Source organism: Streptomyces sp. NPDC056580 (assembly GCF_042793175.1).
In the GTDB taxonomy this organism is placed as follows: Bacteria; Actinomycetota; Actinomycetes; order Streptomycetales; family Streptomycetaceae; genus Streptomyces.
In genome coordinates this window covers 265,481-288,207 of record NZ_JBHTVE010000009.1, presented here as the reverse complement: position 1 = coordinate 288,207, position 22,727 = coordinate 265,481, and the positions used below count along the sequence as shown (strand labels likewise).

The following is a 22,727-nucleotide window of genomic DNA, read 5'->3' as shown; positions in this document are numbered from 1 at the left end:
GCCGCAGCCGTAACGTCACGATCCGCTTCCGTCTCGTTCCGCGCCGTAACCACCGGTGCGCCGGACCCGTTGGAGGGGGCATGGGCTTCACGATCGGCGGCATTCGCGAGATCCGCTCCGGCACGCGCCGGCGCGGCCGTTCGTCGGACTGCACCGCCGTCGCCGAGTTCACCGGGCTGTGGGGCTGGGACGTGGTGCCGGGCGCCCGGGCCGCGGCGGGTGCCTGCTCCTGCGGGCACACCGGCTGCCCTGCCCCGGGCGCGCATCCGCTGGACTTCGCGCCGCCGGTGCCGGCCGGCGCCACGCTCGGCGAGGTGAGCAGGGCCTGGGCGGACTTCCCGGGCGCCGCCGTGATGCTTCCCGTCGGCCGCGCGTTCGACGTCATCGAGGTGGCCGAGGCCGCGGGACGCCGCGCCCTGGTCCGGCTGGAGCGGATGGGCCTGCCGCTCGGCCCGGTCACCGCGACGCCCGACGGACGCGCCCACTTCTTCGTCGCCCCCGGCGCCGCGGCCGATCTGCCGCGGCTGCTCTACCGCCTGGGCTGGGACGACCCGTCCACGCTGGACCTGCGCGGCCTCGGCGCGGGAGCGCACGTCACCGCGCCGCCCTCCGACCGGGGCGGCCTCGGCCCGGTGCGCTGGCTGCGCCCGCCCGCGCTGGACTCGGCGTCCCGGCTGCCGGCCGCCCGGCTGCTGCTGGGCACGCTGGCATACGTGGCCCACCGGTCACGGGCACGGGCCTGAGCGGCCTCCCCGCCTACGGGCCCTGCCCGTGAGCGCTCCCCCGCGGCCGCACCGGCGGCTACGGGCGGCGGGCCGGAAAAGGGCGAAGCGCCCGCCCCCACTGTGCTGGGGGCGGGCGCTTCTTCGGTCCGGCGGGTGAGCACACCCCGTCGTCAGTCACCGATGAGCGCATCCACGAACGCCTCCGGCTCGAACGGCGCCAGGTCGTCCGCGCCCTCGCCGAGACCGATGAGCTTGACCGGCACGCCCAGCTCGCGCTGGACCGCGACCACGATGCCGCCCTTGGCGGTGCCGTCGAGCTTGGTCAGCACGATGCCGGTGATGTCCACGACCTCGGCGAAGACCCGGGCCTGGACCAGGCCGTTCTGACCGGTGGTGGCGTCCAGGACGAGCAGCACCTCGTCCAGCGGCGCGTGCTTCTCGACCACGCGCTTGACCTTGCCCAGCTCGTCCATGAGGCCGGTCTTGGTGTGCAGCCGGCCGGCGGTGTCGATGAGGACCACGTCGACCCCCATCTCCTTGCCTTCCTTGACCGCGTCGAACGCGACGGAGGCGGGGTCGCCGGCCTCGGGGCCGCGCACGGTGTAGGCGCCGACGCGCTCGCCCCAGGTCTGGAGCTGGTCGGCGGCGGCGGCCCGGAAGGTGTCGGCGGCGCCCAGCACCACGGTGCGGCCGTCGGCCACGAGCACCCGGGCGAGCTTGCCGGTGGTGGTGGTCTTGCCGGTGCCGTTGACCCCGACGACCATCACGATGCCGGGCTTGCGGCCCTCGGGCTCGGTGCGCACCGCGCGGTCGGCCTCGGTGCCGACCAGCTTGAGCAGTTCGTCGCGCAGCAGGCTGCGCAGCTCCTGCGGGGTACGGGTGCCGAGCACCCTGACCCGCTCGCGCAGCCGCTCGACCAGCTCCTGGGTGGGCTGCACGCCGACGTCGGCGGTGAGCAGGGTGTCCTCGATCTCCTCCCAGGTGTCCTCGTCGAGGTGCTCGCGGGACAGCAGCGTGAGCAGGCCCTTGCCCAGGGCGTTCTGCGAGCGGGAGAGACGGGTGCGCAGGCGGACCAGCCGCCCCGCGGTGGGCTCCGGGATCTCGATCTCGGGAGCCTCGACGGTGGGCGGCTCCTCGACGACGACCGGGGTGGGGCCGCCGGGAAGATCCACCTCCTCGATCGTCCGGCGCGGTTCGTCGCGCGGCGTCTCGGCCTCTTCGCCGACGTGCGGCTCGGCCGGGGGCGCGGTGATGTCGGGCGTCCTGGGCGGTGGCGGGGGCAGCGGCTTGTGGCGCCGGCTGCCGACGACGAGCCCGCCGAGCGCGCCGAGCACGACCACGGCGATGACTACAGCAAGGATGATGGTTTCCATAACTGGTCCAGTATCGGCCATGGGTGCGCCGCCGCCGGGTTCGTGGCTTCCTCCGCGAGACAAAAGCCACCGGAAGGCAGGAGTCGGATCAAAGTACGATGGTATTGGCTCCGTCTGCGCGCGTAGAGTCCCCGACGTCCCCCTCCCCCACCCCCGAGGCACTCTCTTCCATGAGCAAGACAGCCGAGGCCGAAGGCGCTCTCGAGACCCGTGGCATCGAGCAGGTACCCGACCACGAGCGGACCGCGAGGACCCGCGAGCTGTTCCCGACCTGGGTCGGCGCCAACATCAGCGTGCTGCTGCTCACCATGGGCGCGAGCCTGGTGGTGGCGTACGGCCTGAACATCTGGCAGGCCCTCGTCGTCGCGGCCGCCGCGCCGGTCGTCGCCTACGGGCTGGTCGGCCTGATCGGCATCGCCGGCAAGCGGGGCGGCGCCCCGGGCATGGCGCTGTCGCGCGCGGTGTTCGGCCAGCGCGGCAACCTGCTGCCCGGTTCGCTGATCTGGGTCGCGCGCTGGGGCTGGGAGACCATCAACGCGGTGACCGGCGCCTACGCCGTGCTCACCATCCTCGACATCGTGTTCGGCATCAGGGCGAACAGCGTGCTGGACATGGTGATGCTGCTGGCCTTCGTGGTCGCGACCTTCGCCATCTCCGGCCTCGGCATCAACGCCGTGCAGAAGTGCAACAAGTACGCGACCTATGTGTTCGGCGTCTTCTCCGTGCTGGTCCTCGGCTACCTCGCCGTGAACACGGACTGGTCGAAGGTCATGGACCACGGGGCCGGCTCCACGGCCGCCGTGATCACCGGCGTCGGCATGATCGCGGCGGGCGGGGTGAGCTGGATCCCCTCCGCGCCGGACTTCACCCGCTACCTGCCGCGCACCGCTTCGTCGAGGGCGATCGTGGGCACGGCGGTGGGCGGCGCCGGGATCGTCGTGCTGCCGATGGTGCTGATGGGCGCGGTCATGGCGGTGTCGACTCCCGACCTGGCCTCGGCGGCCGACCCGGTGTCCTTCCTCGGCGAGATCCTGCCGACGTGGATAGCGGTGCCGTACCTGCTCATCGCGCTGATCGGCATGCTGCTGATCAACTCCATGTCGATGTACTCGGCCGGCTTCACCGCGCAGACCCTGGGCTTCCGGGTGCCGCGGCACTGGGCGGTCTCGGTCAACGCCGTGATCTCCCTGGTCTTCGGCGGCGTGCTGATGCTCGCGGCGACCAGCTTCATGGGCTCGTTCATCGCCTTCCTCTCCCTGCTGGCGGTCGCCTTCTCGGCCTGGGTCGGCGTGTTCGGCGCGGACATGCTGCGGCGCACGGAGTACGACGGCCGGGCCATGGCCGACACCACGCGCACCAGCGCCTACTGGTACCGGGGCGGCTTCTCCCCCGCCGCGGTGGCGTCCTGGGCGGTCGGCCTCGTCGCGGGCCTGCTGTTCACCACCTCGGACTGGTTCACCGGCCCGCTGGCGAAGAACAACGTCATCGGCGAGTACGGCCTCGGCTGGGTCGCCACGATCGTGATCTCCGGGCTGCTGTACACGGCCCTGCCCAAGCCGGCGGTGGCGCGCCCGGCGGAGGCCGCCGGGACGGACGCCGGGCCCGCGGAGGCCGGCGGGACGGACGCCGGAGCCGCGGAGGCCGCCGAGCAGCCCGCGGCCGCCGGCGTCTGACCGCGGCTCGCCCGGCCGGGCCGGGTCCCCGGTGAACTGACACACCGTCAGCTAGCGTCCCCCTGCACACCAACCCGGTGAAGGGGGACGCAGCCATGTCCGTCACGGTCGTACGGTTCAACCTGGCCGAGCCCGGCGCCACCCCCGCCTCCCTCTCGGCGCGCTACCGGGCCGCGCTGGAGATGGCCGCGTACGCCGACGAGCACGGCGTCACCACCCTGCAGACCGAGGAGCACCACGGCGCGGACGACAACTGGCTGCCGTCGCCGTTCGCCCTCGCGGGCGCGCTGCTCGGGGCGACCCGCCGGATCGTGGTGACGGTGGCGGCGGCGATCGGCCCGCTGCACGATCCGCTGCGGCTGGCCGAGGAGATCGCCGTGCTGGACCTGCTGAGCGGCGGCCGGCTGGTGACGGTGGCCGGCATCGGCTACCGGCGCGAGGAGTACGCCCTGTTCGGCGTGGACTGGCGGCGGCGCGGCCGGCTGCAGGACGAGCTGCTGGAGACCCTGCTGAAGGCGTGGACCGGCGAGGAGTTCGGGTACCGCGGCCGCACGGTACGGCTCACCCCCCGCCCGTGCACCGAACCCCATCCGCCGCTGCTGGTCGGCGGTTCCTCCCGGGCCGCCGCCCGCCGGGCCGCCCGGCTCGGCCTGCCCTTCCTCCCCAGTGCGCACCTGCCGGAGCTGGCGGCCTACTACGAGGAGCGGCTCGCGGAGCACGGCACCGAGGGCCGGGTCCTGATGCCCGCCGCCGAGAGCCCGCTGCTGCACGTCGCCGAGGACCCGGAGCGGGTCTGGGCGGAGTACGGCCGGCACTTCCTGCACGAGGCGCGGACGTACGCCTCCTGGCAGCCGGACGGGACCGGCTCGGCGGTGCGGTCGGCGGCGACGACCGTGGCCGAGCTGCGCGCGGAGGGCGTCTACCGGGTCCTGACCCCCGAGCAGTGCGTGGGGCTGCGCCTGGAGAGCCTGGTCCTGCACCCGCTGGTGGGCGGGATGCCGCCGGCGGAGGGCTGGCGGAGCCTGCGGCTGTTCGCCGAGCGGGTGGTGCCGGCCCTGCGGGGCTGACTCCGGCGGGTAGGGCCGGTCCGCTCCGCAAGCGGAGCCGCCCCCGCTCGGGCAGTGACCGAGCGGGGGCGGCAGGGGTTCGAGGAGAGGGGCAGCGGGGACTTGGCCCTTCTCCTCGGGTCCGGGCGGGGCGGTTACCCCATCTCCTCCAGCGCCTTGCCCTTCGTCTCCTTGACGAACTTCAGGACGAACGGGATGGAGAGCGCGGCGAAGACCGTGTAGATCACGTACGTGCCGGACAGGTTCCAGTCGGCCAGCGACGGGAAGCTCGCGGTGATCGCCCAGTTGGCGATCCACTGGGCGGCGGCGGCCACGCCGAGCGCGGCGGCGCGGAGCCGGTTCGGGAACATCTCGCCGAGCATGACCCAGACGACCACGCCCCAGGACAGGGCGAAGAAGAGCACGAAGACGTGGGCGGCGATCAGGGCGATCCAGCCCTGGGCCGCGGGCAGCTTGCCGTCGACGAGGTGGTACGAGAACGCCCAGGCCTCCAGCGCCAGGCCGACGGCCATGCCGACGGAGCCGATGAGGGCGAGCGGCTTGCGGCCGATGCGGTCCACGAAGATCATCGCGATCACGGTGCCGACGATGTTGATGATCGACGTCGTGAAGGAGTAGAAGAACGAGTCCGTCGGGTCGACGCCGACCGACTGCCACAGCGTCGAGGAGTAGTAGAACGCGACGTTGATGCCGACGAACTGCTGGAACACCGACAGGCCGATGCCGACCCAGACGATCGGCTTGAAGAAGAAGCCGCCGCCGAGCAGGTCCTTGAAGGTGGACCTGTGCTCGCTCTTCATCGCGTGCTCGATCTCGGCGACGCGGGCGTCCAGGTCCACGCCCTTGCCCTCGACCTCGGCGAGGATCTCGCGGGCGCGGGCACGCTTGCCGACGGAGAGCAGGAAGCGGGGGGACTCGGGGATCGCGAAGGAGAGCAGGCCGTAGAGGGCGGCCGGGACGACCATCACGCCGAGCATGACCTGCCAGGCCTCCAGGCCCATCAGCTGTCCGCGCTGGTTGCCGCCGGCGGCGTTGAGCAGACCCCAGTTGACGAGCTGGGAGATGGCGATGCCGACCACGATCGCGGCCTGCTGGAAGGAGCCGAGCCGGCCGCGGTAGGCGGGCGGTGCGACCTCGGCGATGTAGGCCGGGCCGATGACGGAGGCCATGCCGATGGCGAAGCCGCCGACGACGCGCCAGAAGGCCAGGTCCCACAGCGCGAAGGGCAGCGCGGAACCGACGGCGCTGATCGTGAACAGCACGGCGGCGATCTGCATGCAGCGGATGCGGCCGATGCGGTCCGCGATCCGGCCGGCCGTCGCGGCGCCGATGGCGCAGCCGATCAGGGCGACGGCGATGACCTGTGCCAGGGCCGCGGAGCCGATGTCGTAGCGGTCCCGGATGGCCTCGACGGCGCCGTTGATCACGGAGCTGTCGTAGCCGAACAGGAAGCCGCCCATGGCGGCCGCCGCCGCGATGAATATGACGTGCCCGAGATGATCGGGGTGAGCCGTTCTGGCTCCTGGCTGAGGTGCCTGCTCAGTGCTGGTCACGAATAACTCCTCGGGCCGCGGCAACGCTGCCGCGTGGGGGTGAGCCCTTACAGGTATCCCGTGGTGCCGCGTTCACACCACTTAGAGCTGAAGGTAAAAGCAACGTTGCAGAGACTATGCCTTCAAGTTTCGAAGTCAAGACCTCGACTACTGTGAGCTTGAAGACGCAGCACAAGATTCCGTGTTCAAAAAATGAACACGGGGTGGGTGGTCTTGGCTGTGAACTCAGCGGAGACGCTGTGAGATGACCTTCGACACGCCGTCGCCCTGCATGGAGACGCCGTAGAGCGCGTCGGCGACCTCCATGGTGCGCTTCTGGTGCGTGATCACGATGAGCTGCGAACTCTCCTGCAGCTCCTGCATGATCCGGATGAGCCGCTGGAGGTTGGTGTCGTCCAGGGCGGCCTCGACCTCGTCCATGACGTAGAACGGGCTGGGCCGGGCCTTGAAGATCGACACCAGCAGCGCCACGGCGGTCAGCGAGCGCTCGCCGCCCGACAGCAGGGACAGCCGCTTGACCTTCTTGCCCGGCGGACGCGCCTCCACGTCCACACCGGTGGTGAGCATGTTGTCGGGGTCGGTCAGCACCAGACGCCCCTCGCCACCGGGGAAGAGCCGGCTGAACACACCCTCGAACTCCCGGGCGGTGTCCCGGTAGGCCTCGGTGAAGACCTGCTCGACGCGCTCGTCCACCTCCTTCACCACCTGAAGGAGGTCGGCGCGGGTCTTCTTCAGGTCCTCGAGCTGCTCGCTGAGGAACTTGTGCCGCTCCTCCAGCGCCGCGAACTCCTCCAGCGCCAGCGGGTTGACCTTGCCGAGCTGCTGGTAGGCGCGCTCGGCGGCCTTGAGCCGCTTCTCCTGCTCGGCCCGCGCGAACGGCCGTGGCCGGTTGCGGGGGTGCTCCGGGTCCTCGGGCAGCTCCTCGCCGGCGGCAGGGGGCGAGGGCGGCACGAGCAGGTGCGGGCCGTACTCCGCGACCAGCCCCGTCGGCTCGACGCCCAGTTCCTCCAGCGCCTTGGTCTCCAGCTGCTCGATCCGCAGCCGCTTCTCGGCGCCCAGCACCTCGCCCCGGTGCACCGAGTCCGTCAGCTTGTCGAGTTCGGACTTCAGTTCGCGGCCGGTGTTGCGGGCCGCGGTCAGCTCCTGCTCCCGGCGGGCCTTCGCGGCCTCGGCGGCGGCCCGTTCCTCCTCCGCCCGCCCGAGGGACACCTCGACGTGCGCGAGCAGTTGCCGGGCGCCGGAGGCGACGGCCTCCGCCACGGCGGCCTCGTGCCTCAGCCGGGCCCGCCGCTGCTCGGCACGCGCGCGTGCCTCGCGCTCGGCGCGCGCGGCCCGGTCCAGCGAGTCCGCGCGGCCCGCGAGGCCCCTGACCCTTTCCTCGTGCGTACGGACCTGGAGGCGGGCCTCCATCTCGGTCTGCCGCGCGTTGGCGCCATCGGCGGCGAGCCGGTCCCGCACCGAGCTGTCCGGTTCCTCCTCCACCGGCAGCTCCTCGGCGACGGCCAGCCGTTCGGCCAGCTCCTCGGCCTCCAGCACGGCCTTGTCCAGCGCATCCTGGGCGCGTGCGGCGGCCGCGGCCGACCGCTCGGCCTCCCCCGCCGCGCCCCGCGCCTGCCCCGCGAGCCGCCCGAGCTGCTGGGCGACGGCCGACTTCTCCCGGTCCGCGGCCCGGCGCCGCTCCCCCAGCTCCTCCACGAGCGCGGCGGCCGCGGTGCGCCGCTCGGCCGCTTCGTGCTGGGCCCCGGTCAGCTCCTCGCAGCGGACGGCCAGCTCCTCCAACTCGGCCGCCGCCTCGTCCACCGAGGCCTGCACCTCCAGCAGGCTGGGCGCGCCGGCCGAACCGCCGTGCGCGAAGTGCGCGCCGAGCAGGTCGCCCTCGGCGGTGACGGCGGTCAGCCCGGGGTGCGCGTCGACCAGTTCCTCGGCGTCCTCCAGGGTGCCCACGACCACGATCCCGCGCAGCAGCCGCCGCACGGCGGGCATGAGCCCGACGGGGCCCCGCACCAGGTCGGCGGCGTAGGGCGCGGCGACTGGGCGCCCTTCACCGGCCGCGCCGGCGCGATCGTCCATGCCGGCCGGCGTCCGGGTCTCGCCGGCGTACGGCCCGCTCGTCCCGCCGGCGTACGGCCCGCTCCCGCTTTCGGCGGCGACCGTCGCGGGAGTCTGCGGTGCCGCCGGGGCGCCGGCGAGAGGCGCGGCAGGGCCGGGCGCGCCCCTCGTGCCGGCCGGGTGGCCGGCCGCGTCGCCGGGAACGCCGGGGTCGGGTGCGGCGTCGCCGGTGGCGTCCTGCCGGGTGTCCGTCAGGAGCAGGGCGGCCCGTCCCCCGTCCTGTTTGCGGAGGAGGCGGATCGCCTCGGCCGCCGAGGCCGGGGACGTCACGGCGATGGCGTCGGCCGCCGCGCCGAAGGCCGCGGCCAGCGCCGTCTCGTGGCCGGGGGCCACCGTGAGCAGTTCGGCCGCCGGGCCCAGGACTCCCGCGACGCGGTCCCGGGCGCCCAGGAGTATGCCGGTGCCGTCCTTGCGCCTCAGGCCCAGCGCCAGCGCGTCGTGCCGGGCCTGAGTGGCGGCGCGCCGGCGTTCCGCCGCGGTGGCCGCCTCGCGGGCCGCGGCCAGCGCGGACTCGGCCCCGGCGAGCTCCCGCTTCGCCGTCTCGTGGCGTTCGGCGAGGTCGGCGTCGTCGGCGTCGAGGCCGTCGACCTCCGCCTTCAGCGCCTCGTACTCCTCCTGGGCCCGGACCGCGCGCTCCTGCGCCTCGTCGCGGCCGGCGGCCAGCCGGTCGATCTCGGCCTGGGCCGAGGCGGCGCGCGAGCGGGCCGCGTTGACCTGCCCGGAAAGGCGGGCCAGGCCCTCGCGGCGGTCGGCGATGGCACGGGCGACGTCCTTCAGCCGGCGTTCCTCCACGCCGAGTTCGCGCTCCAGTTCGGCGCGGTGGGCGACGGTGTCGTCCAGGGCCCGCTGGGCGGCCTCCAGGGCCGCTTCCAGCTCGGCCTCCTGCTCGCGGACCCGGGCGGCCTCGCGCTCCATGTCCTCGGGGTCGCGGCCGCGCCGCTCATCGGGGGGCGCGGAGGTGGCGCTCTTCACGCGGGCGTCGGCCAGCGAGACGGTGCCGCGGACCCGCTCGGCGAGCTGGGACAGTTCGTACCAGGTCTGCTGGGCGCGCTGGAGACGCGGGGCGAGCTGCCGCACCTCGTCCTCCAGCTGGGCCTCCCGCTGGAGCGCCTTCCGCAGCTCCCGCTCGGCGGTCTCCTTGCGCTCCTTCAGGGCCGCCTCGTCGGCGATCTCGGACTTCAGCGCCTGGCGCAGGCGTACGAGGTCGTCGGCGAGGAGGCGCAGCCGGGCGTCGCGGAGGTCGGCCTGGATGACGGCGGCCCGGCGGGCCACCGCGGCCTGCCGGCCGAGCGGCTTGAGCTGGCGGCGCAGTTCGTCGGTGAGGTCCTGCACGCGGGCGAGGTTGGCCTGCATCGCGTCGAGCTTGCGCAGCGCCTTCTCCTTGCGCTTGCGGTGCTTCAGGACCCCGGCGGCCTCCTCGATGAACGCCCTGCGTCCGGTCGGGTCCGCGTGCAGGACGGAGTCGAGCTGGCCCTGGCCGACGATGACGTGCATCTCGCGGCCGATGCCGGAGTCGGAGAGCAGGTCCTGGATGTCCAGCAGACGGCAGGTGTCGCCGTTGATCTGGTACTCGCTGCCGCCGTTGCGGAACATGATCCGCGTGATGGTGACCTCGGCGTACTCGATGGGCAGGGCGCCGTCGGAGTTGTCGATGGTCAGGGACACCTCGGCGCGGCCCAGCGGCGGACGGCCGGTGGTGCCGGCGAAGATGACGTCCTCCATCTTGCCGCCGCGCAGCGACTTGGCGCCCTGCTCGCCCATGACCCAGCTGAGCGCGTCCACGACGTTGGACTTGCCCGAGCCGTTCGGACCGACGACACACGTGATGCCCGGCTCGAACCGGAGTGTGGTCGCGGAGGCGAACGACTTGAACCCGCGGAGGGTCAGGGCCTTGAGGTGCACGCCGCCGGACTCTACCCGCCGCCGCTATCTCACTCCACGGACACTCGCAACCGCACGGTTTCGCCATTGAACACGCCGGGCACACCAGACGTTGAAGACGGTGAAAGGATGCACGGGGGAAAGACGCAGGGGAAAGAAAGAAGGGACGCCGAAGCGTCCCTTGCAGCTCTGGCGGCCGGGTCGCGGTCGCCGACAACTGGTGCGGTTGATACGGGCACCCCAACCGCTGCGAATGCTGTCGTGGAGCGATGCAGCGATCAGGTGAGCGCAGGCTCCGCCTGGTGTGCGTCGATGCTCTCCATGATCCTGCCCTGAGACGCGGCGGCCGCCAGCGCGTCGTTCTCCGCCTGGATCCGTACGAGCTCGGACTCCAGGTCCTGTACGCGCTGCTGAAGCCGTCGCATCTCGGCGAGGAGTCGAGGGTCGGAGCCGCCGACGTAACCGAGAAGCGCCTTTGCCATGATGGATGGTCCTCCACAATGAGTGACCGACCGATGCGGTGTGGGTCGTGAGGGATTCGCACCCGCGGTGCTTGACACACTCGAGTTTTGCTCTGCGTTCCTACATGCCAAACAGCTAAGGTGCGCGGGGCTTTCAGCGTCTCACCAAAAAGTTTGACGGTCAACACGATCACGCCCCGTATTGGCGGGCGAACCCGGTGCGCCCGGCCGCCGGACGGCGGCGCTGCGTCTCCTGCGGGGCCCTCGGGGCGTGACGATCAGCTGTACCTGCGGAGCCTGCCATGCGGCGCCCTTCTTGGCAACCACCAGCCCCTTTCTGCTGTGGGCATGTGCCAGGGGCAGGTCACCGGGCGGTTACCCGGAGGGCTGCACAGAATCGGTTCACCGGATGGCGAAGCCGTCGTAGCCGCCGCGGGGTGTGTCCCAGATCTCGGTGACACCGTCGACGCGTCCGGGCGTGTCGCCGTCCTGGAGCCAGTCCAGCAGACTCTCGCACCCCGTCCGGCCCCCCTCGGCGACCACCTGGACGCGGCCGTCGCCCAGATTGAGAGCAAAACCACTCAGGCCGCCGATCTCCAGCGCCCTGGCCCGCGTGAACCAGCGGAAACCCACACCTTGGACGTGCCCCCGCACCCAGGCGACCAGTCGAACATCCTCGCTCATGGGTGCAACCTAACCGGCCGATGTCGCTCGGGACACATCCCGCCCCAGTGGCATGCGGTACCGTCCCGACCCAATGAATCTCATCTGAAACTCACTCTTTCGAGTGGGTGGAGTTGACCATTCGGAGTCGCTCACCACCGTGGCGCCGGGTCGACCGCGAGACGAGGAAGAGGGCAAGGGCATGGGACGCCACCGACGCTCCGCCGCCGGCCGCGCCGCCACCGGCCGGACCACCGGGATCACACAGACGCACCACTGGGCCGCGAGCGGTGAGAACCAGTGGGAGTCCGCCCCGGGCGGCCACGCGCCCCGGGGCATCGCGCCGTACCTGCAGCCCGAGGCCTACGCCGAGACCACCGCCTACCTGTACTCGGTGGACGACGAGCCCGCGCGGGCGCCCGGCGACGACGGCTTCTCCCCGGCCGGCGGTCCGTCCCACGGCCACCGCCGCAGGAAGAAGGCGGCCACCCCCGTGCGCACCGGGCTGCTCGGCGTCTCCGCCGCCGTCGCCCTCGGCACCGTGGCGGTGGCCACCGGCGTGGTACCCGGCCTGGAGAACTACCGGCTCGGCGGCGGCACGAACACCACCGGCGGCGACCGGGTGCAGGCCGCGGCCTCCCCCGGCAACACGGCGTCCGAGCAGGGCGGCGACTCCGGCAGCGCGGAGAGCCGCGGCGACGGCACGGCACCCGGCCGCGGCACCGGCCGCCCGGCCTCGCCGTCCCCGTCCCCGTCCGCCTCCGCGTCCGCGTCGAAGTCCCCCTCGGCCTCCTCCACCCCGACGAAGGCACCGTCGAAGAAGCCCTCGCCCACCGCCGAGGCCCCGGAGCGCACGAGCACCCCGTCGCGCACGGCGTCCACGGCCCCGAAGCAGACGTCCGCGCCGGTGACCGTGTCGGCGCAGGCCGCCGTCGAGGCCGAGGTGCTCAAGCTGGTCAACGAGGAGCGGGCGAAGGTCGGGTGCAGCGCGCTGTCGGCGGACTCCTCGCTGACCGCACTGGCCGAGGCCTTCAGCGACGACATGGCCGCGCGGGGCTTCTTCGACCACACCGACCCGGACGGCGCCAGCCCCTGGGACCGGGCCGCGAAGGCGGGCATAACCGATCTCGGCGGTGAGAACATAGCCCGCGGCCAGGCGGACGCGGCGGCCGTGATGGAAGCCTGGATGAACAGCCCGGGCCACCGCGCCAACATACTGAACTGCGACTTCAAGACCCTCGGGGTCGGCGTGCACCTGGGCCCGGGCGGCCCTTGGTGGACGCAGGACTTCGGCTATTGAGATGACCGCGGGTCAGACGGCTGAGCATCCTCCTGGGCCGTGTCCTGACCGTCAGCCGTGGGTTCCTCGTCCGCGAAGACGCGATCCACGGCGGCCCGGGTCCGGGTCCCGCTCGACGGCATCGGGTGCGTGTACGTCCGCAGCGTGAAGCCGGGGTCATGGTGGCCCAGGGACTCGCTGAGAGCCTTGATGCCCCCCGCGTCCAGCCGATGAGCGGCGGGGATGCCGCGCCGAACTCACCCGTTCGGATGCCATTGCCAGGCCCGTTCGGTCGACCGCGTGAATGGTGGGGTTCTGTAGGCCCCTATCAAGAGCGAGGTCGACATGACAGTACCTGCGATACGCGGCTCACTGCTCCGAAGCAGAACGCTGCGCGTGGCGACGGCAGGTTGCGCGGTCACCGCCCTGTGCGCGCTGAGCACGGCCCCGGTGGTGGCGACCGGCGGTGCGAACGCCGCCAAGCCGACCGTCGTCCTGATCCACGGCGCCTTCGCGGACGCCTCCAGTTGGAACGGGGTGATCGAGCGGCTGGAGCGCCGCGGTTACACCGTGATGGCCCCGGCCAACCCGCTGCGCGGCCTGTACAGCGATTCCGCGTACATCGCCTCGGTCCTGAAGACGATCAAGGGCCCGATCGTACTGGCAGGTCACTCCTACGGCGGTGCCGTCATCAGTACGGCCGCGGCGGGAAATCCCCAGGTCAAATCCCTGATCTACATCAACGCGCAGATGCCCGACGTCGGTGAGAGCGGCATGTCGCTGTCCGCCCGCTTCCCCAGCGTCCTGGGCACCGCCACGAACTCCCTGCCGTTTCGGACGGCCGACGCCAGCGGCACCGACCTGTACCTCAAGCGGGACAAGGTCCACTCGGTCTTCGCCAACTGCCTGCCCGAGAGCCAGGCGAACCTGATCGGTGTCACCCAGCGCCCGGTGGCCACGACCGCTTTCTCCGAGACGGCCAAGGTCGCGGCCTGGAAGGAGATCCCATCCTGGGCCCTGATAGGACGGCAGGACAGGACCATCAGCCCCCAGCAGGAGCGCTTCGAGGCCGAACGGGCCCACTCCCACACGCAGGAGATCGACTCCTGCCATGTGTCCCTCATCGCCCGCCCTGACGCCGTGGCCGACCTGATCCTCCAGGGCGCCACCGCGGCTGCGGGCGGCTCCGACCCGCAGCTGGCGTACACCGGCACCGGCCGGCGGGCCATCGCGCTCGGCGGCAGCGCCGCCTTCCTCACCGTCGGCACAGGAGTACTGCTTCTCGGCCGGCGCGTCAGGCGCTGACGGATACAGTCGCGGGTCGCAGCGTTGGTCGATCGTACGGTCGCAGGGTGGGGCGGCTCGGCCCCGGCGGCCGCCCGGGGGTCAGGCCGCCGTGCGGCCGCGGGTCAGGACGCGGGCCGTTTCGGTGACCCGGCGGCCCAGGTGTTCCGCGGTGGCGATGTCCGCCTTGTGCACGGCGTCCGGGCCCTCGTCCACGTTGGTCTGGGCGGCCGCGCCCGCGAAGACGCCCAGGCGGTTGAGGTCGTGCTCGGAGCCCTCGCTGCTGTTCCAGCCGGGGAGCAGGCCCAGGTTGACCCAGTGCATGCCGTGCTGCCCGGCGAGGATCTGGAAGAACTGCAGCGTGTGCAGCTTGTCGCCGCTCTTGGAGCCGGAGTTGGTGAAGCCGGCCGCCAGCTTGTCCTGCCAGTCCTGGCCGGACCAGCGCCTGGAGGAGGCCTCGGCGAAGACGTGGAAGGCGCCGGACGCGGTGCCCATGTAGGTGGGCGAGCCGAAGACGATCGCGTCGGAGCGGTCCAGCGTCCGCCACTGCTCGTCGGTGATCTCGTCGACCTTGACCATGTGCACCTCGGCGCCGGCCTCCAGGGCACCGGCCCGGACTGCTTCGGCGAGCACGGCGGTGTGGCCATAGCCGGAGTGGTAGGCGATGGAGACGACGGGCGTGGTCATGGGGACTCCTGGAAGGTGCTCGAACGGGCAGCTCACTGACAATGACGAAAGGAAAGCACTAACCTTTAGTTAGTGCAACCTGGTGGTGAGCGCTGCGCTCGCGTACGCTTGTGGTATGAGCAACGACCGGCAGCCCGTCATCGAGGACGACCTCGCGTTCAACGTGTTCGCCAAGGCGTGCCCCTCACGCGGCACGCTCGAGCACGTCACGGGCCGCTGGGGCGGGCTGACGCTCGGCGCGCTGCACGAGGGCTCGCTGCGCTTCAACGAGCTGCGCCGCCGCGTCGACGGGGTGAGCGAGAAGATGCTGTCCCAGACGCTGCACGCGCTGGAGCGCGACGGTCTGGTGCACCGGGAGGCCCAGCCGACCAACCCGCCGCGCGTGGACTACGAACTGACCCCGCTCGGCCACCAGGTGGCGGAGCGGCTGCTCGCCCTCATCCACCTGGTGGAGGGCTCGATGGACGACGTGCTCGCCGCCCGCACGGCCTACGACGCGCGACAGCCGCGATAGCACCGGCCGCGGCCCCCGCCGGCCTGCGTGGCCGGGGCGCCCGGCGGCAACAAGGAGCCGCCGGCTACTGGCCGCGCGGCGCCCGCTGGCACTTGGGGCAGAAGTAGCTCGACCGGTTCATCCATGGGCGGCGCCGCATGGGCGTGCCGCACCTCCGGCAGGGCAGGCCCTCACGGCCGTACGCGTCCAGGGACCGGTCGAAGTAGCCCGACTCGCCGTTGACGTTGACGTACAGGCTGTCGAAGCTGGTGCCGCCCACCGAGAGGGCCGCGTTCATCACGTCCCGGACGTGGCCGAGGAGTTCGGCGGTGCGCGGCCGGGTGAAGCCGGCCGTGGGGCGCTCGTAGTGGACGCGGGAGCGCCAGAGCGCCTCGTCCGCGTAGATGTTGCCGACCCCGCTGATCAGCGACTGGTCCAGCAGGGCCCGCTTGATCGTGGTGCGCTTGCGGCGCAGGGCCAGGTGGAAGGCCTCGTCGTCGAACAGCGGGTCCAGTGGGTCGCGGGCGATGTGCGCGATGACGTCGGGCAGGCCGGCCGGGGTGTTGTCGTGCAGCGAGAGCCCGCCGAAGGTCCGCTGGTCGACGAAGCGCAGCTCGGTGCCGAGGGAGTCGGCGAACCGGACCCGGATGCGCAGGTGCTTCTCGTCCGCCGCCTCGTGCGGCTGCACCAGCAACTGGCCGCTCATGCCGAGGTGGGCGAGGACGGACTGGTTCGTCTCTTCCAGCGGCAGCCACAGGTACTTGCCGCGCCGGCTGGGCGTGCCGATGTGGTGGCCCTTCAGGCGGTGCGCGAAGTCGTCGGCGCCCGCGACGTGCCGGCGCACGGCACGCGGGTGCAGCACCTCGACCTCGGCGACCGTGCGGTGGGCGACCCACCGCTCCAGGCCGCGCCGGACGACCTCGACCTCGGGCAACTCGGGCATCGTGACCCCCGTGGGAACGTGGGATGAAGGCGAGCGCCCGCCCCGGCGTGAACGGCGGGGCGGGCGCTCGGTGTTGCTCTCGTCAGGCGGGCGCGGACGACGTGTCGTCGTCCTGGACGGCCTCCTCGGCCGCCTTGGCGCGCTCGTCCGCGGCAGCCCGGATGGCCCGCCAGGCGGACTCGGCGGCCTGCTGCTCCGCCTCCTTCTTGCTGCGGCCGGTGCCGGTGCCGTACGAGACGCCTCCGACGCGGGCGGCAGCAGTGAAGGTCTTCTCGTGATCCGGGCCGGTCTCCGTGACCAGGTACTCGGGAACGCCGAGTCCTTCGGTCGCGGTCAGCTCCTGGAGACTGGTCTTCCAGTCCAGGCCGGCGCCGAGATTCGAGGACTTCTCGATCAGCGGGTCGAACAGGCGGTGCACCAGTTCGGAGGCCGCGTCGAGGCCCTGGTCGAGATAGACCGCGCCGATCACCGCTTCAAGGGTGTCGGCGAGGATGGACGCCTTGTCCCGGCCGCCCGTGCCCTCTTCACCCCGGCCGAGCCGGATGAAGGCGCCCAGGTCGAGGCCGCGGCCCACCTCCGCCAGCGCACGCGAGTTGACCACCGCGGCCCGCAGCTTGGCCAGCTGGCCCTCGGGCAGGTCGGGGTGGGTGCGGTACAGCGTGTCCGTGACGACGAGGCCGAGGACGGAGTCCCCGAGGAACTCCAGCCGCTCGTTCGTCGGCAGACCGCCGTTCTCGTACGCGTAGGAACGGTGGGTCAGCGCACGCACCAGAAGGGCGGACTCGAGCTGATAGCCGAGCCGCCCTTCCAGAAGCGTGTGGGACGAGGCCTGGGTTTCCGCCGCCTTCTTGGGACTGGACACAGTGCCTCTCACCAGCCCGCTCAGACTTCGAGGACCTGGCGCTTGTTGTAGGTGCCGCAAGACGGGCACGCGATGTGCTGCTGCTTGGGCTCGTGGCAGCGCTCGCACGCAACCAGGGTGGGGACCGCAGCCTTCCACTGCGACCGGCGGTGGCGCGTGTTGCTGCGCGACATCTTCCGCTTCGGAACAGCCACGGCTACTTCTCCTGCTTCTCGTCGACGCCCGCTTCGGCGCCGCTCATCTCGTCCTTCTCGCCGTCCTGCATGGTGCCGGCGAGTCCCTGCAAAGCCGCCCAACGGATGTCGACGGCGTCGTGGTGGTGGTCCGGGTCGTCCGCGAGCCGTGCTCCGCACTCGGAGCACAGGCCGGGGCAGTCTTCCTGGCACACCGGCTGCATCGGCAGTGCGAGCACCACCGCATCGCGCAGCAGAGGTTCGAGGTCGAAGAGTCCGTCCTCGAGGTAGAACCTGTCCTCGTCGTCCTCGGCGTCGTCGCCCGGTTCCGCGATCACGCGGCCCCGGTCGTCGGCGTCAGGGTACGAGAACAGTTCCTGGAAGTCCGCTTCGAGCTCCAGCCCGAGCGGCTCCAGACACCTTACGCACTCCCCCTCGGCCTGTGCACGGGCGGTGCCTGTGACGAGCACCCCTTCCATGACCGACTCGAGCCGGAGTTCGAGCTCCACCGGGGCGCCTTCCGGCACTCCGATGACTCCCTGCAGACCGAGGTCCCTGGGGGCGTCGACCGTACGGGTCAGGCGCTGCAGCGCGCCAGGACGCCGACCCAGCTCGTGCGTGTCGAACACGAGGGGGTTGCGGTGGTCTAGGCGGGCGTTGGAAGCCATTCCTGCTTTCGATCTTCGAACTCGGAGGGCCGCCGCCCGTCGGGGTTCGGGGCAGCGACGATCGCGGACGTACACGCGACCGAAGAGCCAGGATACTGGACCTTTCGCTCACGGCCCAATCCGGTCCCGGCACCCGGGCTCGGGGGCTACAGCCCGCGCCCCTGCTCGTACGCCCGCAGCTGCTCCGCGCTGATCATGCCGGTGTCGAAGAGGCTGGTCTCGTCGAGGGCGTAGCCCTGCTGGTCGTGCGACTGGTGGGTCTGCTGGGACTGCTGGGCGCCCTGCGGGTCGTACGGGCCCTGCTGCGGGTCGTACGCGGCCTGCTGGTGGTCGTACGAGCCCTGCTGCGGGTCGTAGCCGCCCTGATAGGCGTAGGGGTCGGCCTGCTGGTAGCCGTACTGGTCCTGCTGCGCGTAGTCCGGCTGCTGCGGGAAGCTCCCGTAGGAGTCGGGCTGCTGCTGGGCGGGGGCGCCCGCCGCCGGGGCGTACCCGGAGGCGGGCGAGTAGGCCGGCTGCGGCTCGTACGACGGCTGCGGCGGCTGGGCGGGCAGCGGCGGCTGCTGGGCCGGCGCGGGGCGCTCGGCCGGGGTGTCGGCGAGGGCCGCGAGGTCGGCCAGGTAGTCGGCGTCGCTGGAGTGCTGGAACGTCGTGGTGTCGTCGGCGAGGGCGCCGAGGTCGTCCGTGGCGATCCGGCCGTGCAGCTTCTGCCGGCCGCGGCCGACGGCCTCCAGGGTCTTGGCGAGCACCGCCTCGAAGGCGCCGAGCTTGACGTCGACGTACGCGTCGGCGTTGTGCCGCAGGGTCTGCGGGTCCTGGCTGCGCTCGGGCGCGTCCTCGTCCTCGTAGCCGTTCTCGTCAAGGCCGGGACCGGTGCCGAGCAGCTTCTCTCGGCCGCGGCCGACCGAACCCAGCGTCTTGGTGAGGACGACCTCGAAGTTGGCGAGCTTGGAGTCGACGTAGTCGTCGGCCTCGGCGCGGATCTCCTCGGCCTCCGCGCGGGCCTCGGTGAGGATCCGGTCCGCCTCTGCCTGGGAGCGGCGGACGATCTCGGTGCCGGAGATCAGCGAGCCGCGCTCGGCGTGGGCGTCGCCGATGATCCGCTCGGCCTCGGCGCGGGCCTGCTCGACCATCTGCTCGCGGTCGCCGATCAGCTCCTGGGCCTGCGCGAGCGAGCCGGGCAGCGCCTGGCGCACCTCCTCGAGCAGCGCGAGCAGCTCGGCGCGGTTGACCACGCACGAGGCCGACATCGGCATGGACCGGGCGCCGGCGACCGCGGCGACGATCTCGTCGAGCTTCTTCTGGACGTCCACCTGTGCTCGCCACTCTCTACAGCTGTGTTGGAGACGGACGGGACGACTGTAGTCCCATCAGCCCTTACGCAGACGCCCGTTCAGGGCCTCGAGAACGGCGGGCGGCACCAGGTGGGAGACGTCGCCGCCCCAGGCCGCCACCTCCTTGACCAGGGAGGAGGAGAGGAAGCTGTAGGTGGGGTTGGTGGGCACGAACAGCGTTTCGACCCCGGTGAGGCCGTTGTTCATCTGGGCCATCTGCAGCTCGTAGTCGAAGTCGCTGACCGCGCGCAGGCCCTTGACGATGGCGGGGATGTCGCGCTGCTTGCAGAAGTCGACGAGCAGCCCGTGGAAGGCCTCGACCCGGACGTTGCCGTACTCGGCGGTGACCCCGCGGATCAGCTCGATCCGCTCCTCGATCTCGAACAGGCCCTTCTTGGACTGGTTGATCATCACCGCCACGTAGACCTCGTCGTAAAGACGCGAGGCGCGGGCAATGATGTCGAGGTGTCCGTTGGTGATCGGGTCGAACGACCCGGGACAGACGGCGCGGCGCACTTGTGATCCCTCGCTCTCCGGTCCGGTCATCGTGCGTCTTCGCACGTAGAGGCGGCGCGACCGTACCAAAACGTTCCCTCGCCGTAGCGACGGGACCGGAGCGCCTCGAAGCCGTCCGGCCAGTGGAATTCGCCGCCTCTGGTGCTGCGCTCCACGGTGACGAGGGCTTCGCCGGCGAGCCACCCCTCCGTGCGGAGTGTGAGCAGGATCTCCCGAAGATCGTCGTCCGTGACGGCGTACGGGGGATCGAGGAAGACCAGGTCGTAGGGGGCGGCGGGGGGCGCCGAGCGGATCACTTGTTCCGCTTTGCCCGCTCTGACCTCGGCGCCTGGCAGGCCCAGGCTGCGCACGTTGTCCCGGACGGTCCGGGCCGCGCGGGCGTCCGCCTCGACCAGCAGGGCGTGACCCGCGCCCCGGGAGAGGGCCTCCAGGCCCACGGCGCCGGAGCCGGCGTAGAGATCGAGGACCCGTTCGCCGTCCAGGGGGCCGCCGAGGAGGGACTGCCAGGTGGAGAAGAGACCCTCGCGGGCGCGGTCGGAGGTGGGGCGGGTTCCGGTGCCGGGTGGCACTGACAGGCGCCGTCCGCCGGCCCGGCCGGCGATCACGCGGGTCATCTGGGGGTCCTTCTCCGTGGGCGGCTTTACGGCTCATTGTGGCCGGTCGCGGCCGCGGGGCGGTAACCGCACACGCGGTCCGGACCGGTGGCCCCGCGGGCGGGCCGGGTCAGCCCTTCTCCAGGTACTGCTCCCGCTCCTCGTCCAGCAGGGCGTCCAGGGCGGTCCGCAGTCCGGGGAGGTGCTCCAGCTCGGGGTCGGCCGCCACCACCTCCGCCGCCTCCTGTCTGGCCTCGGCGATCAGCTCCTCGTCCTCGATGACCGCGAGGACGCGCAGGCTGGTGCGGGCGCCGGACTGGGCCTGGCCGAGGACGTCGCCCTCGCGGCGCTGTTCGAGGTCGATGCGGGAGAGCTCGAAGCCGTCGAGGGTGGAGGCGACGGCGTTCAGACGCTGGCGGGCGGCGCTCGCCTCGGGCATCTCGCTGACCAGCAGACACAGACCGGGCGCGGAGCCGCGGCCCACCCGGCCGCGGAGCTGGTGGAGCTGGGAGACCCCGAAGCGGTCGGCGTCCATGATCACCATGGCGGTGGCGTTGGGGACGTTGACGCCGACCTCGATGACCGTGGTGGCGACCAGGACGTCCGTCTCGCCGGCCGCGAAGCGGCGCATCACGGCGTCCTTGTCGTCCGGGTGCATGCGCCCGTGCAGGACCTCGACCCGCAGCCCCCGCAGCGGGCCGCGGGCGAGCTGGTCGGCCACCTCGAGCACCGCGAGCGGCGGCCGCTTCTCGGCCTCGTCCTCGGCGGACTTCTTCGCGCCCTTGCCCGGGTCGTCCTCCTCGTCGCCGATGCGGGGGCAGACCACGTAGGCCTGGTGGCCGTTCTGCACCTCCTCGCGGACCCGCTCCCAGGCGCGGGCCAGGAAGTGCGGCTTGTCGGCTGCGGGGACGACATGGCTGGCGATCGGCGAGCGGCCGGCCGGGAGCTGGTCGAGGACGGAGGTCTCCAGGTCGCCGAAGACGGTCATGGCGACCGTGCGCGGGATGGGCGTCGCCGTCATGACCAGCAGGTGCGGCGGCTGCTTGCCCTTGCCGCGCAGGGCGTCGCGCTGCTCCACGCCGAAGCGGTGCTGTTCGTCCACGACCACCAGGCCCAGGTCGTGGAACTGGACCTTGTCCTCGATCAGGGCGTGCGTGCCGATGACCAGGCCGGCCTCGCCGGTGACCAGGTCCAGCAGGGCCTGGCGGCGGGCGGCCGCGCCCATCGAGCCGGTGAGCAGCACCACCTTGGTGGCGTGCTCGGCGCCGCCCAGCATGCCGCCCTCGGCCAGCTCGCCCATCATCTCCGTCACCGAGCGGTGGTGCTGCTGGGCGAGGACCTCGGTGGGCGCGAGCATCGCGGCCTGGCCGCCCGCGTCGACCACGGCGAGCATGGCGCGCAGCGCGACCAGCGTCTTGCCGGAGCCGACCTCTCCCTGCAGCAGACGGTGCATCGGGTGCTCGGTGGCGAGGTCGGCGAAGATCTCCTCGGAGACCTTGCGCTGCCCTTCGGTGAGGGTGAACGGCAGCCGGTCGTCGAAGGCCGTCAGGAGGCCGTCGGGCTTCGGTCTGCGGGCCACGGCGGGGAGCTGGGCGTCGGCGTGGCGGCGCCGGGCCAGGGCGACCTGGAGGACGAAGGCCTCGTCCCACTTCAGGCGGGCCCGGGCGTCGGCGATGTCGGCCTGGGTGTGCGGGCGGTGGATCTTGAGCAGGGCCTCGGGGAGGCTGACCAGGCCCCGGCCCGCCTGGAGGGAGGCCGGCAGGGGGTCCACGGCTTCCCGGACGCTCGGCAGCACCGTCTGGACCGCCTTGCCGATCTTCCAGGACTCCAGTTTGGCGGTGGCCGGGTAGATCGGGATCAGGGCGCCGGCCCAGGTCTCGACGGTCTCCTCGCTGTCGCCGCGCAGGAGCTCGTAGGCCGGGTGGGCGAGCTGGAGGCGGCGGTTGAAGACGGAGACCTTTCCGGCGAACATCGCGCGCGTGCCCGGCAGCAGATCCTTGTGCGGCTTGTGGACGCCGTTGCCGAAGAAGACGAGCTGGAGCCGGCCGCTGCCGTCGGTGATCGTGACCTCGAGGCGCTGCCCCTTGCCGCGCGGGGCCCGGGAGGAGGCGAAGGTGTGCAGGCGGGCGTCGGCGACCTGGGCGACCACCGTCACGTGCTCGTCCATCGGGAGTTCGGCGAGCGGGGTGAGCCGGCCGCGCTCCTCGTATCTGCGCGGGTAGTGGTGCAGGAGGTCGCCGACGGAGGTCAGGCCGAGGTGCTCGGCCATCACCTTCGCGGTGGCGGGGCCGAGCACTGACTTCAGTGACTGCTTCAGTGGTTCTTCCAGTGCGGGCACGAGATCCATTGCACACCACCGCACCGACAAAGCCGTAGCGACCGCCCGGCGGTCC

The 22,727-nt window shown here is 72.1% G+C and carries 19 protein-coding genes and 1 pseudogene; 6 read left to right on the top strand and 14 right to left on the bottom strand.

From position 1 onward, the window contains the following. Positions 1-80 precede the first annotated feature (80 nt). On the top strand, positions 81-743 hold the full coding sequence (locus ACFQ9Z_RS22045; protein WP_383020883.1) for a bifunctional DNA primase/polymerase: 663 nt from the start codon (positions 81-83) through the stop codon (positions 741-743). Positions 744-895: 152 nt separating this feature from the next. On the opposite strand, the gene ftsY is transcribed toward ACFQ9Z_RS22045, so the two are convergent. Next, positions 896-2,098, bottom strand: coding sequence for a signal recognition particle-docking protein FtsY (ftsY, locus tag ACFQ9Z_RS22040; protein ID WP_383020876.1), 1,203 nt, complete (start codon positions 2,096-2,098; stop codon positions 896-898). 170 nt (positions 2,099-2,268) lie between these two features. Here ftsY and ACFQ9Z_RS22035 point away from each other — a divergent pair, with 170 nt between their 5' ends. Both ACFQ9Z_RS22035 and ACFQ9Z_RS22030 read left to right on the top strand, forming a co-directional pair. Beyond that, positions 2,269-3,771 carry a cytosine permease gene (locus ACFQ9Z_RS22035; protein ID WP_383020871.1) on the top strand — a complete coding sequence of 501 codons (1,503 nt, stop codon included), beginning with the start codon at positions 2,269-2,271 and terminating at the stop codon, positions 3,769-3,771. A gap of 95 nt (positions 3,772-3,866) precedes the next feature. Continuing rightward, positions 3,867-4,838, top strand: a complete 972-nt coding sequence (locus ACFQ9Z_RS22030) for an LLM class flavin-dependent oxidoreductase (protein ID WP_383020868.1) — start codon at positions 3,867-3,869, stop codon at positions 4,836-4,838. 134 nt (positions 4,839-4,972) lie between these two features. On the opposite strand, the gene ACFQ9Z_RS22025 is transcribed toward ACFQ9Z_RS22030, so the two are convergent. From ACFQ9Z_RS22025 to ACFQ9Z_RS22010, 4 genes are all read right to left on the bottom strand, one after another. After that, complete coding sequence (locus ACFQ9Z_RS22025) at positions 4,973-6,391, bottom strand: sugar porter family MFS transporter (RefSeq protein WP_383020865.1); 1,419 nt, start codon at positions 6,389-6,391, stop codon at positions 4,973-4,975. A gap of 225 nt (positions 6,392-6,616) precedes the next feature. Beyond that, positions 6,617-10,402: a chromosome segregation SMC family protein gene (locus ACFQ9Z_RS22020; protein WP_383020860.1), complete on the bottom strand. Its 3,786-nt coding sequence runs from the start codon at positions 10,400-10,402 to the stop codon at positions 6,617-6,619. A gap of 257 nt (positions 10,403-10,659) precedes the next feature. Continuing rightward, positions 10,660-10,863 carry a hypothetical protein gene (locus ACFQ9Z_RS22015; protein WP_143635984.1) on the bottom strand — a complete coding sequence of 68 codons (204 nt, stop codon included), beginning with the start codon at positions 10,861-10,863 and terminating at the stop codon, positions 10,660-10,662. 381 nt (positions 10,864-11,244) lie between these two features. Then, entirely contained in the window at positions 11,245-11,526 is a 282-nt protein-coding gene (locus ACFQ9Z_RS22010; RefSeq protein WP_383020854.1) for an acylphosphatase, read from the bottom strand. 181 nt (positions 11,527-11,707) lie between these two features. Between ACFQ9Z_RS22010 and ACFQ9Z_RS22005 the strand changes: the two genes are divergently transcribed. Together ACFQ9Z_RS22005 and ACFQ9Z_RS22000 are read left to right on the top strand one after the other, a co-directional pair. Next, positions 11,708-12,805: a CAP domain-containing protein gene (locus ACFQ9Z_RS22005; protein WP_383020851.1), complete on the top strand. Its 1,098-nt coding sequence runs from the start codon at positions 11,708-11,710 to the stop codon at positions 12,803-12,805. A 375-nt stretch (positions 12,806-13,180) separates the two neighbouring features. Then, positions 13,181-14,089 (top strand): alpha/beta fold hydrolase, encoded by a 909-nt coding sequence (locus tag ACFQ9Z_RS22000; RefSeq protein ID WP_383020846.1) that lies wholly within the window; start codon positions 13,181-13,183, stop codon positions 14,087-14,089. 81 nt (positions 14,090-14,170) lie between these two features. Here ACFQ9Z_RS22000 and ACFQ9Z_RS21995 read toward each other — a convergent pair whose 3' ends face one another. Continuing rightward, a complete protein-coding gene (locus tag ACFQ9Z_RS21995) occupies positions 14,171-14,755 on the bottom strand; it encodes a flavodoxin family protein (protein WP_383020840.1) in 585 nt (194 codons plus the stop codon). A gap of 115 nt (positions 14,756-14,870) precedes the next feature. Here ACFQ9Z_RS21995 and ACFQ9Z_RS21990 point away from each other — a divergent pair, with 115 nt between their 5' ends. Continuing rightward, a complete protein-coding gene (locus ACFQ9Z_RS21990) occupies positions 14,871-15,269 on the top strand; it encodes a winged helix-turn-helix transcriptional regulator (protein WP_383020836.1) in 399 nt (132 codons plus the stop codon). Between the two features lie 64 nt (positions 15,270-15,333). Here the strand turns inward: ACFQ9Z_RS21990 and mutM are convergent, their stop codons facing one another. From mutM to recG, 8 genes and pseudogenes are all read right to left on the bottom strand, one after another. Next, positions 15,334-16,191, bottom strand: coding sequence for a bifunctional DNA-formamidopyrimidine glycosylase/DNA-(apurinic or apyrimidinic site) lyase (gene mutM / locus ACFQ9Z_RS21985; RefSeq protein WP_383020833.1), 858 nt, complete (start codon positions 16,189-16,191; stop codon positions 15,334-15,336). An 82-nt stretch (positions 16,192-16,273) separates the two neighbouring features. Then, a complete protein-coding gene (gene rnc / locus ACFQ9Z_RS21980; protein ID WP_383020828.1) occupies positions 16,274-17,065 on the bottom strand; it encodes a ribonuclease III in 792 nt (263 codons plus the stop codon). An 8-nt stretch (positions 17,066-17,073) separates the two neighbouring features. Continuing rightward, a complete protein-coding gene (gene rpmF, locus ACFQ9Z_RS21975) occupies positions 17,074-17,247 on the bottom strand; it encodes a 50S ribosomal protein L32 (protein ID WP_003951102.1) in 174 nt (57 codons plus the stop codon). Positions 17,248-17,249: 2 nt separating this feature from the next. After that, a complete protein-coding gene (locus tag ACFQ9Z_RS21970) occupies positions 17,250-17,894 on the bottom strand; it encodes a YceD family protein (protein ID WP_383020822.1) in 645 nt (214 codons plus the stop codon). Between the two features lie 146 nt (positions 17,895-18,040). Further along, entirely contained in the window at positions 18,041-19,204 is a 1,164-nt protein-coding gene (locus ACFQ9Z_RS21965; RefSeq protein ID WP_383020819.1) for a cell division initiation protein, read from the bottom strand. A 57-nt stretch (positions 19,205-19,261) separates the two neighbouring features. Then, on the bottom strand, positions 19,262-19,741 hold the full coding sequence (coaD, locus tag ACFQ9Z_RS21960; RefSeq protein WP_383021384.1) for a pantetheine-phosphate adenylyltransferase: 480 nt from the start codon (positions 19,739-19,741) through the stop codon (positions 19,262-19,264). Positions 19,742-19,767: 26 nt separating this feature from the next. Beyond that, positions 19,768-20,358 (bottom strand): annotated as a pseudogene (rsmD, locus tag ACFQ9Z_RS21955) (16S rRNA (guanine(966)-N(2))-methyltransferase RsmD); the annotation flags it as partial. Positions 20,359-20,464: 106 nt separating this feature from the next. After that, positions 20,465-22,681, bottom strand: a complete 2,217-nt coding sequence (gene recG, locus ACFQ9Z_RS21950; RefSeq protein WP_383020814.1) for an ATP-dependent DNA helicase RecG — start codon at positions 22,679-22,681, stop codon at positions 20,465-20,467. Between the last annotated feature and the right edge of the window lie 46 nt (positions 22,682-22,727).

Bases quoted from the DNA above. Each gene is read 5' to 3' on its own strand.
- ACFQ9Z_RS22015 (WP_143635984.1), bottom strand. From the start codon at position 10,863: ATGGCAAAGGCGCTTCTCGGTTACGTCGGCGGCTCCGACCCTCGACTC.
- recG (WP_383020814.1), bottom strand. From the start codon at position 22,681: ATGGATCTCGTGCCCGCACTGGAAGAACCACTGAAGCAGTCACTGAAG.
- ACFQ9Z_RS21990 (WP_383020836.1), top strand. From the start codon at position 14,871: ATGAGCAACGACCGGCAGCCCGTCATCGAGGACGACCTCGCGTTCAAC.
- ACFQ9Z_RS21995 (WP_383020840.1), bottom strand. From the start codon at position 14,755: ATGACCACGCCCGTCGTCTCCATCGCCTACCACTCCGGCTATGGCCAC.
- ACFQ9Z_RS22010 (WP_383020854.1), bottom strand. From the start codon at position 11,526: ATGAGCGAGGATGTTCGACTGGTCGCCTGGGTGCGGGGGCACGTCCAA.
- mutM (WP_383020833.1), bottom strand. From the start codon at position 16,191: ATGCCCGAGTTGCCCGAGGTCGAGGTCGTCCGGCGCGGCCTGGAGCGG.
- ACFQ9Z_RS22005 (WP_383020851.1), top strand. From the start codon at position 11,708: ATGGGACGCCACCGACGCTCCGCCGCCGGCCGCGCCGCCACCGGCCGG.
- ACFQ9Z_RS21970 (WP_383020822.1), bottom strand. From the start codon at position 17,894: ATGGCTTCCAACGCCCGCCTAGACCACCGCAACCCCCTCGTGTTCGAC.
- ACFQ9Z_RS22035 (WP_383020871.1), top strand. From the start codon at position 2,269: ATGAGCAAGACAGCCGAGGCCGAAGGCGCTCTCGAGACCCGTGGCATC.
- ACFQ9Z_RS22045 (WP_383020883.1), top strand. From the start codon at position 81: ATGGGCTTCACGATCGGCGGCATTCGCGAGATCCGCTCCGGCACGCGC.
- ACFQ9Z_RS22030 (WP_383020868.1), top strand. From the start codon at position 3,867: ATGTCCGTCACGGTCGTACGGTTCAACCTGGCCGAGCCCGGCGCCACC.
- ftsY (WP_383020876.1), bottom strand. From the start codon at position 2,098: ATGGAAACCATCATCCTTGCTGTAGTCATCGCCGTGGTCGTGCTCGGC.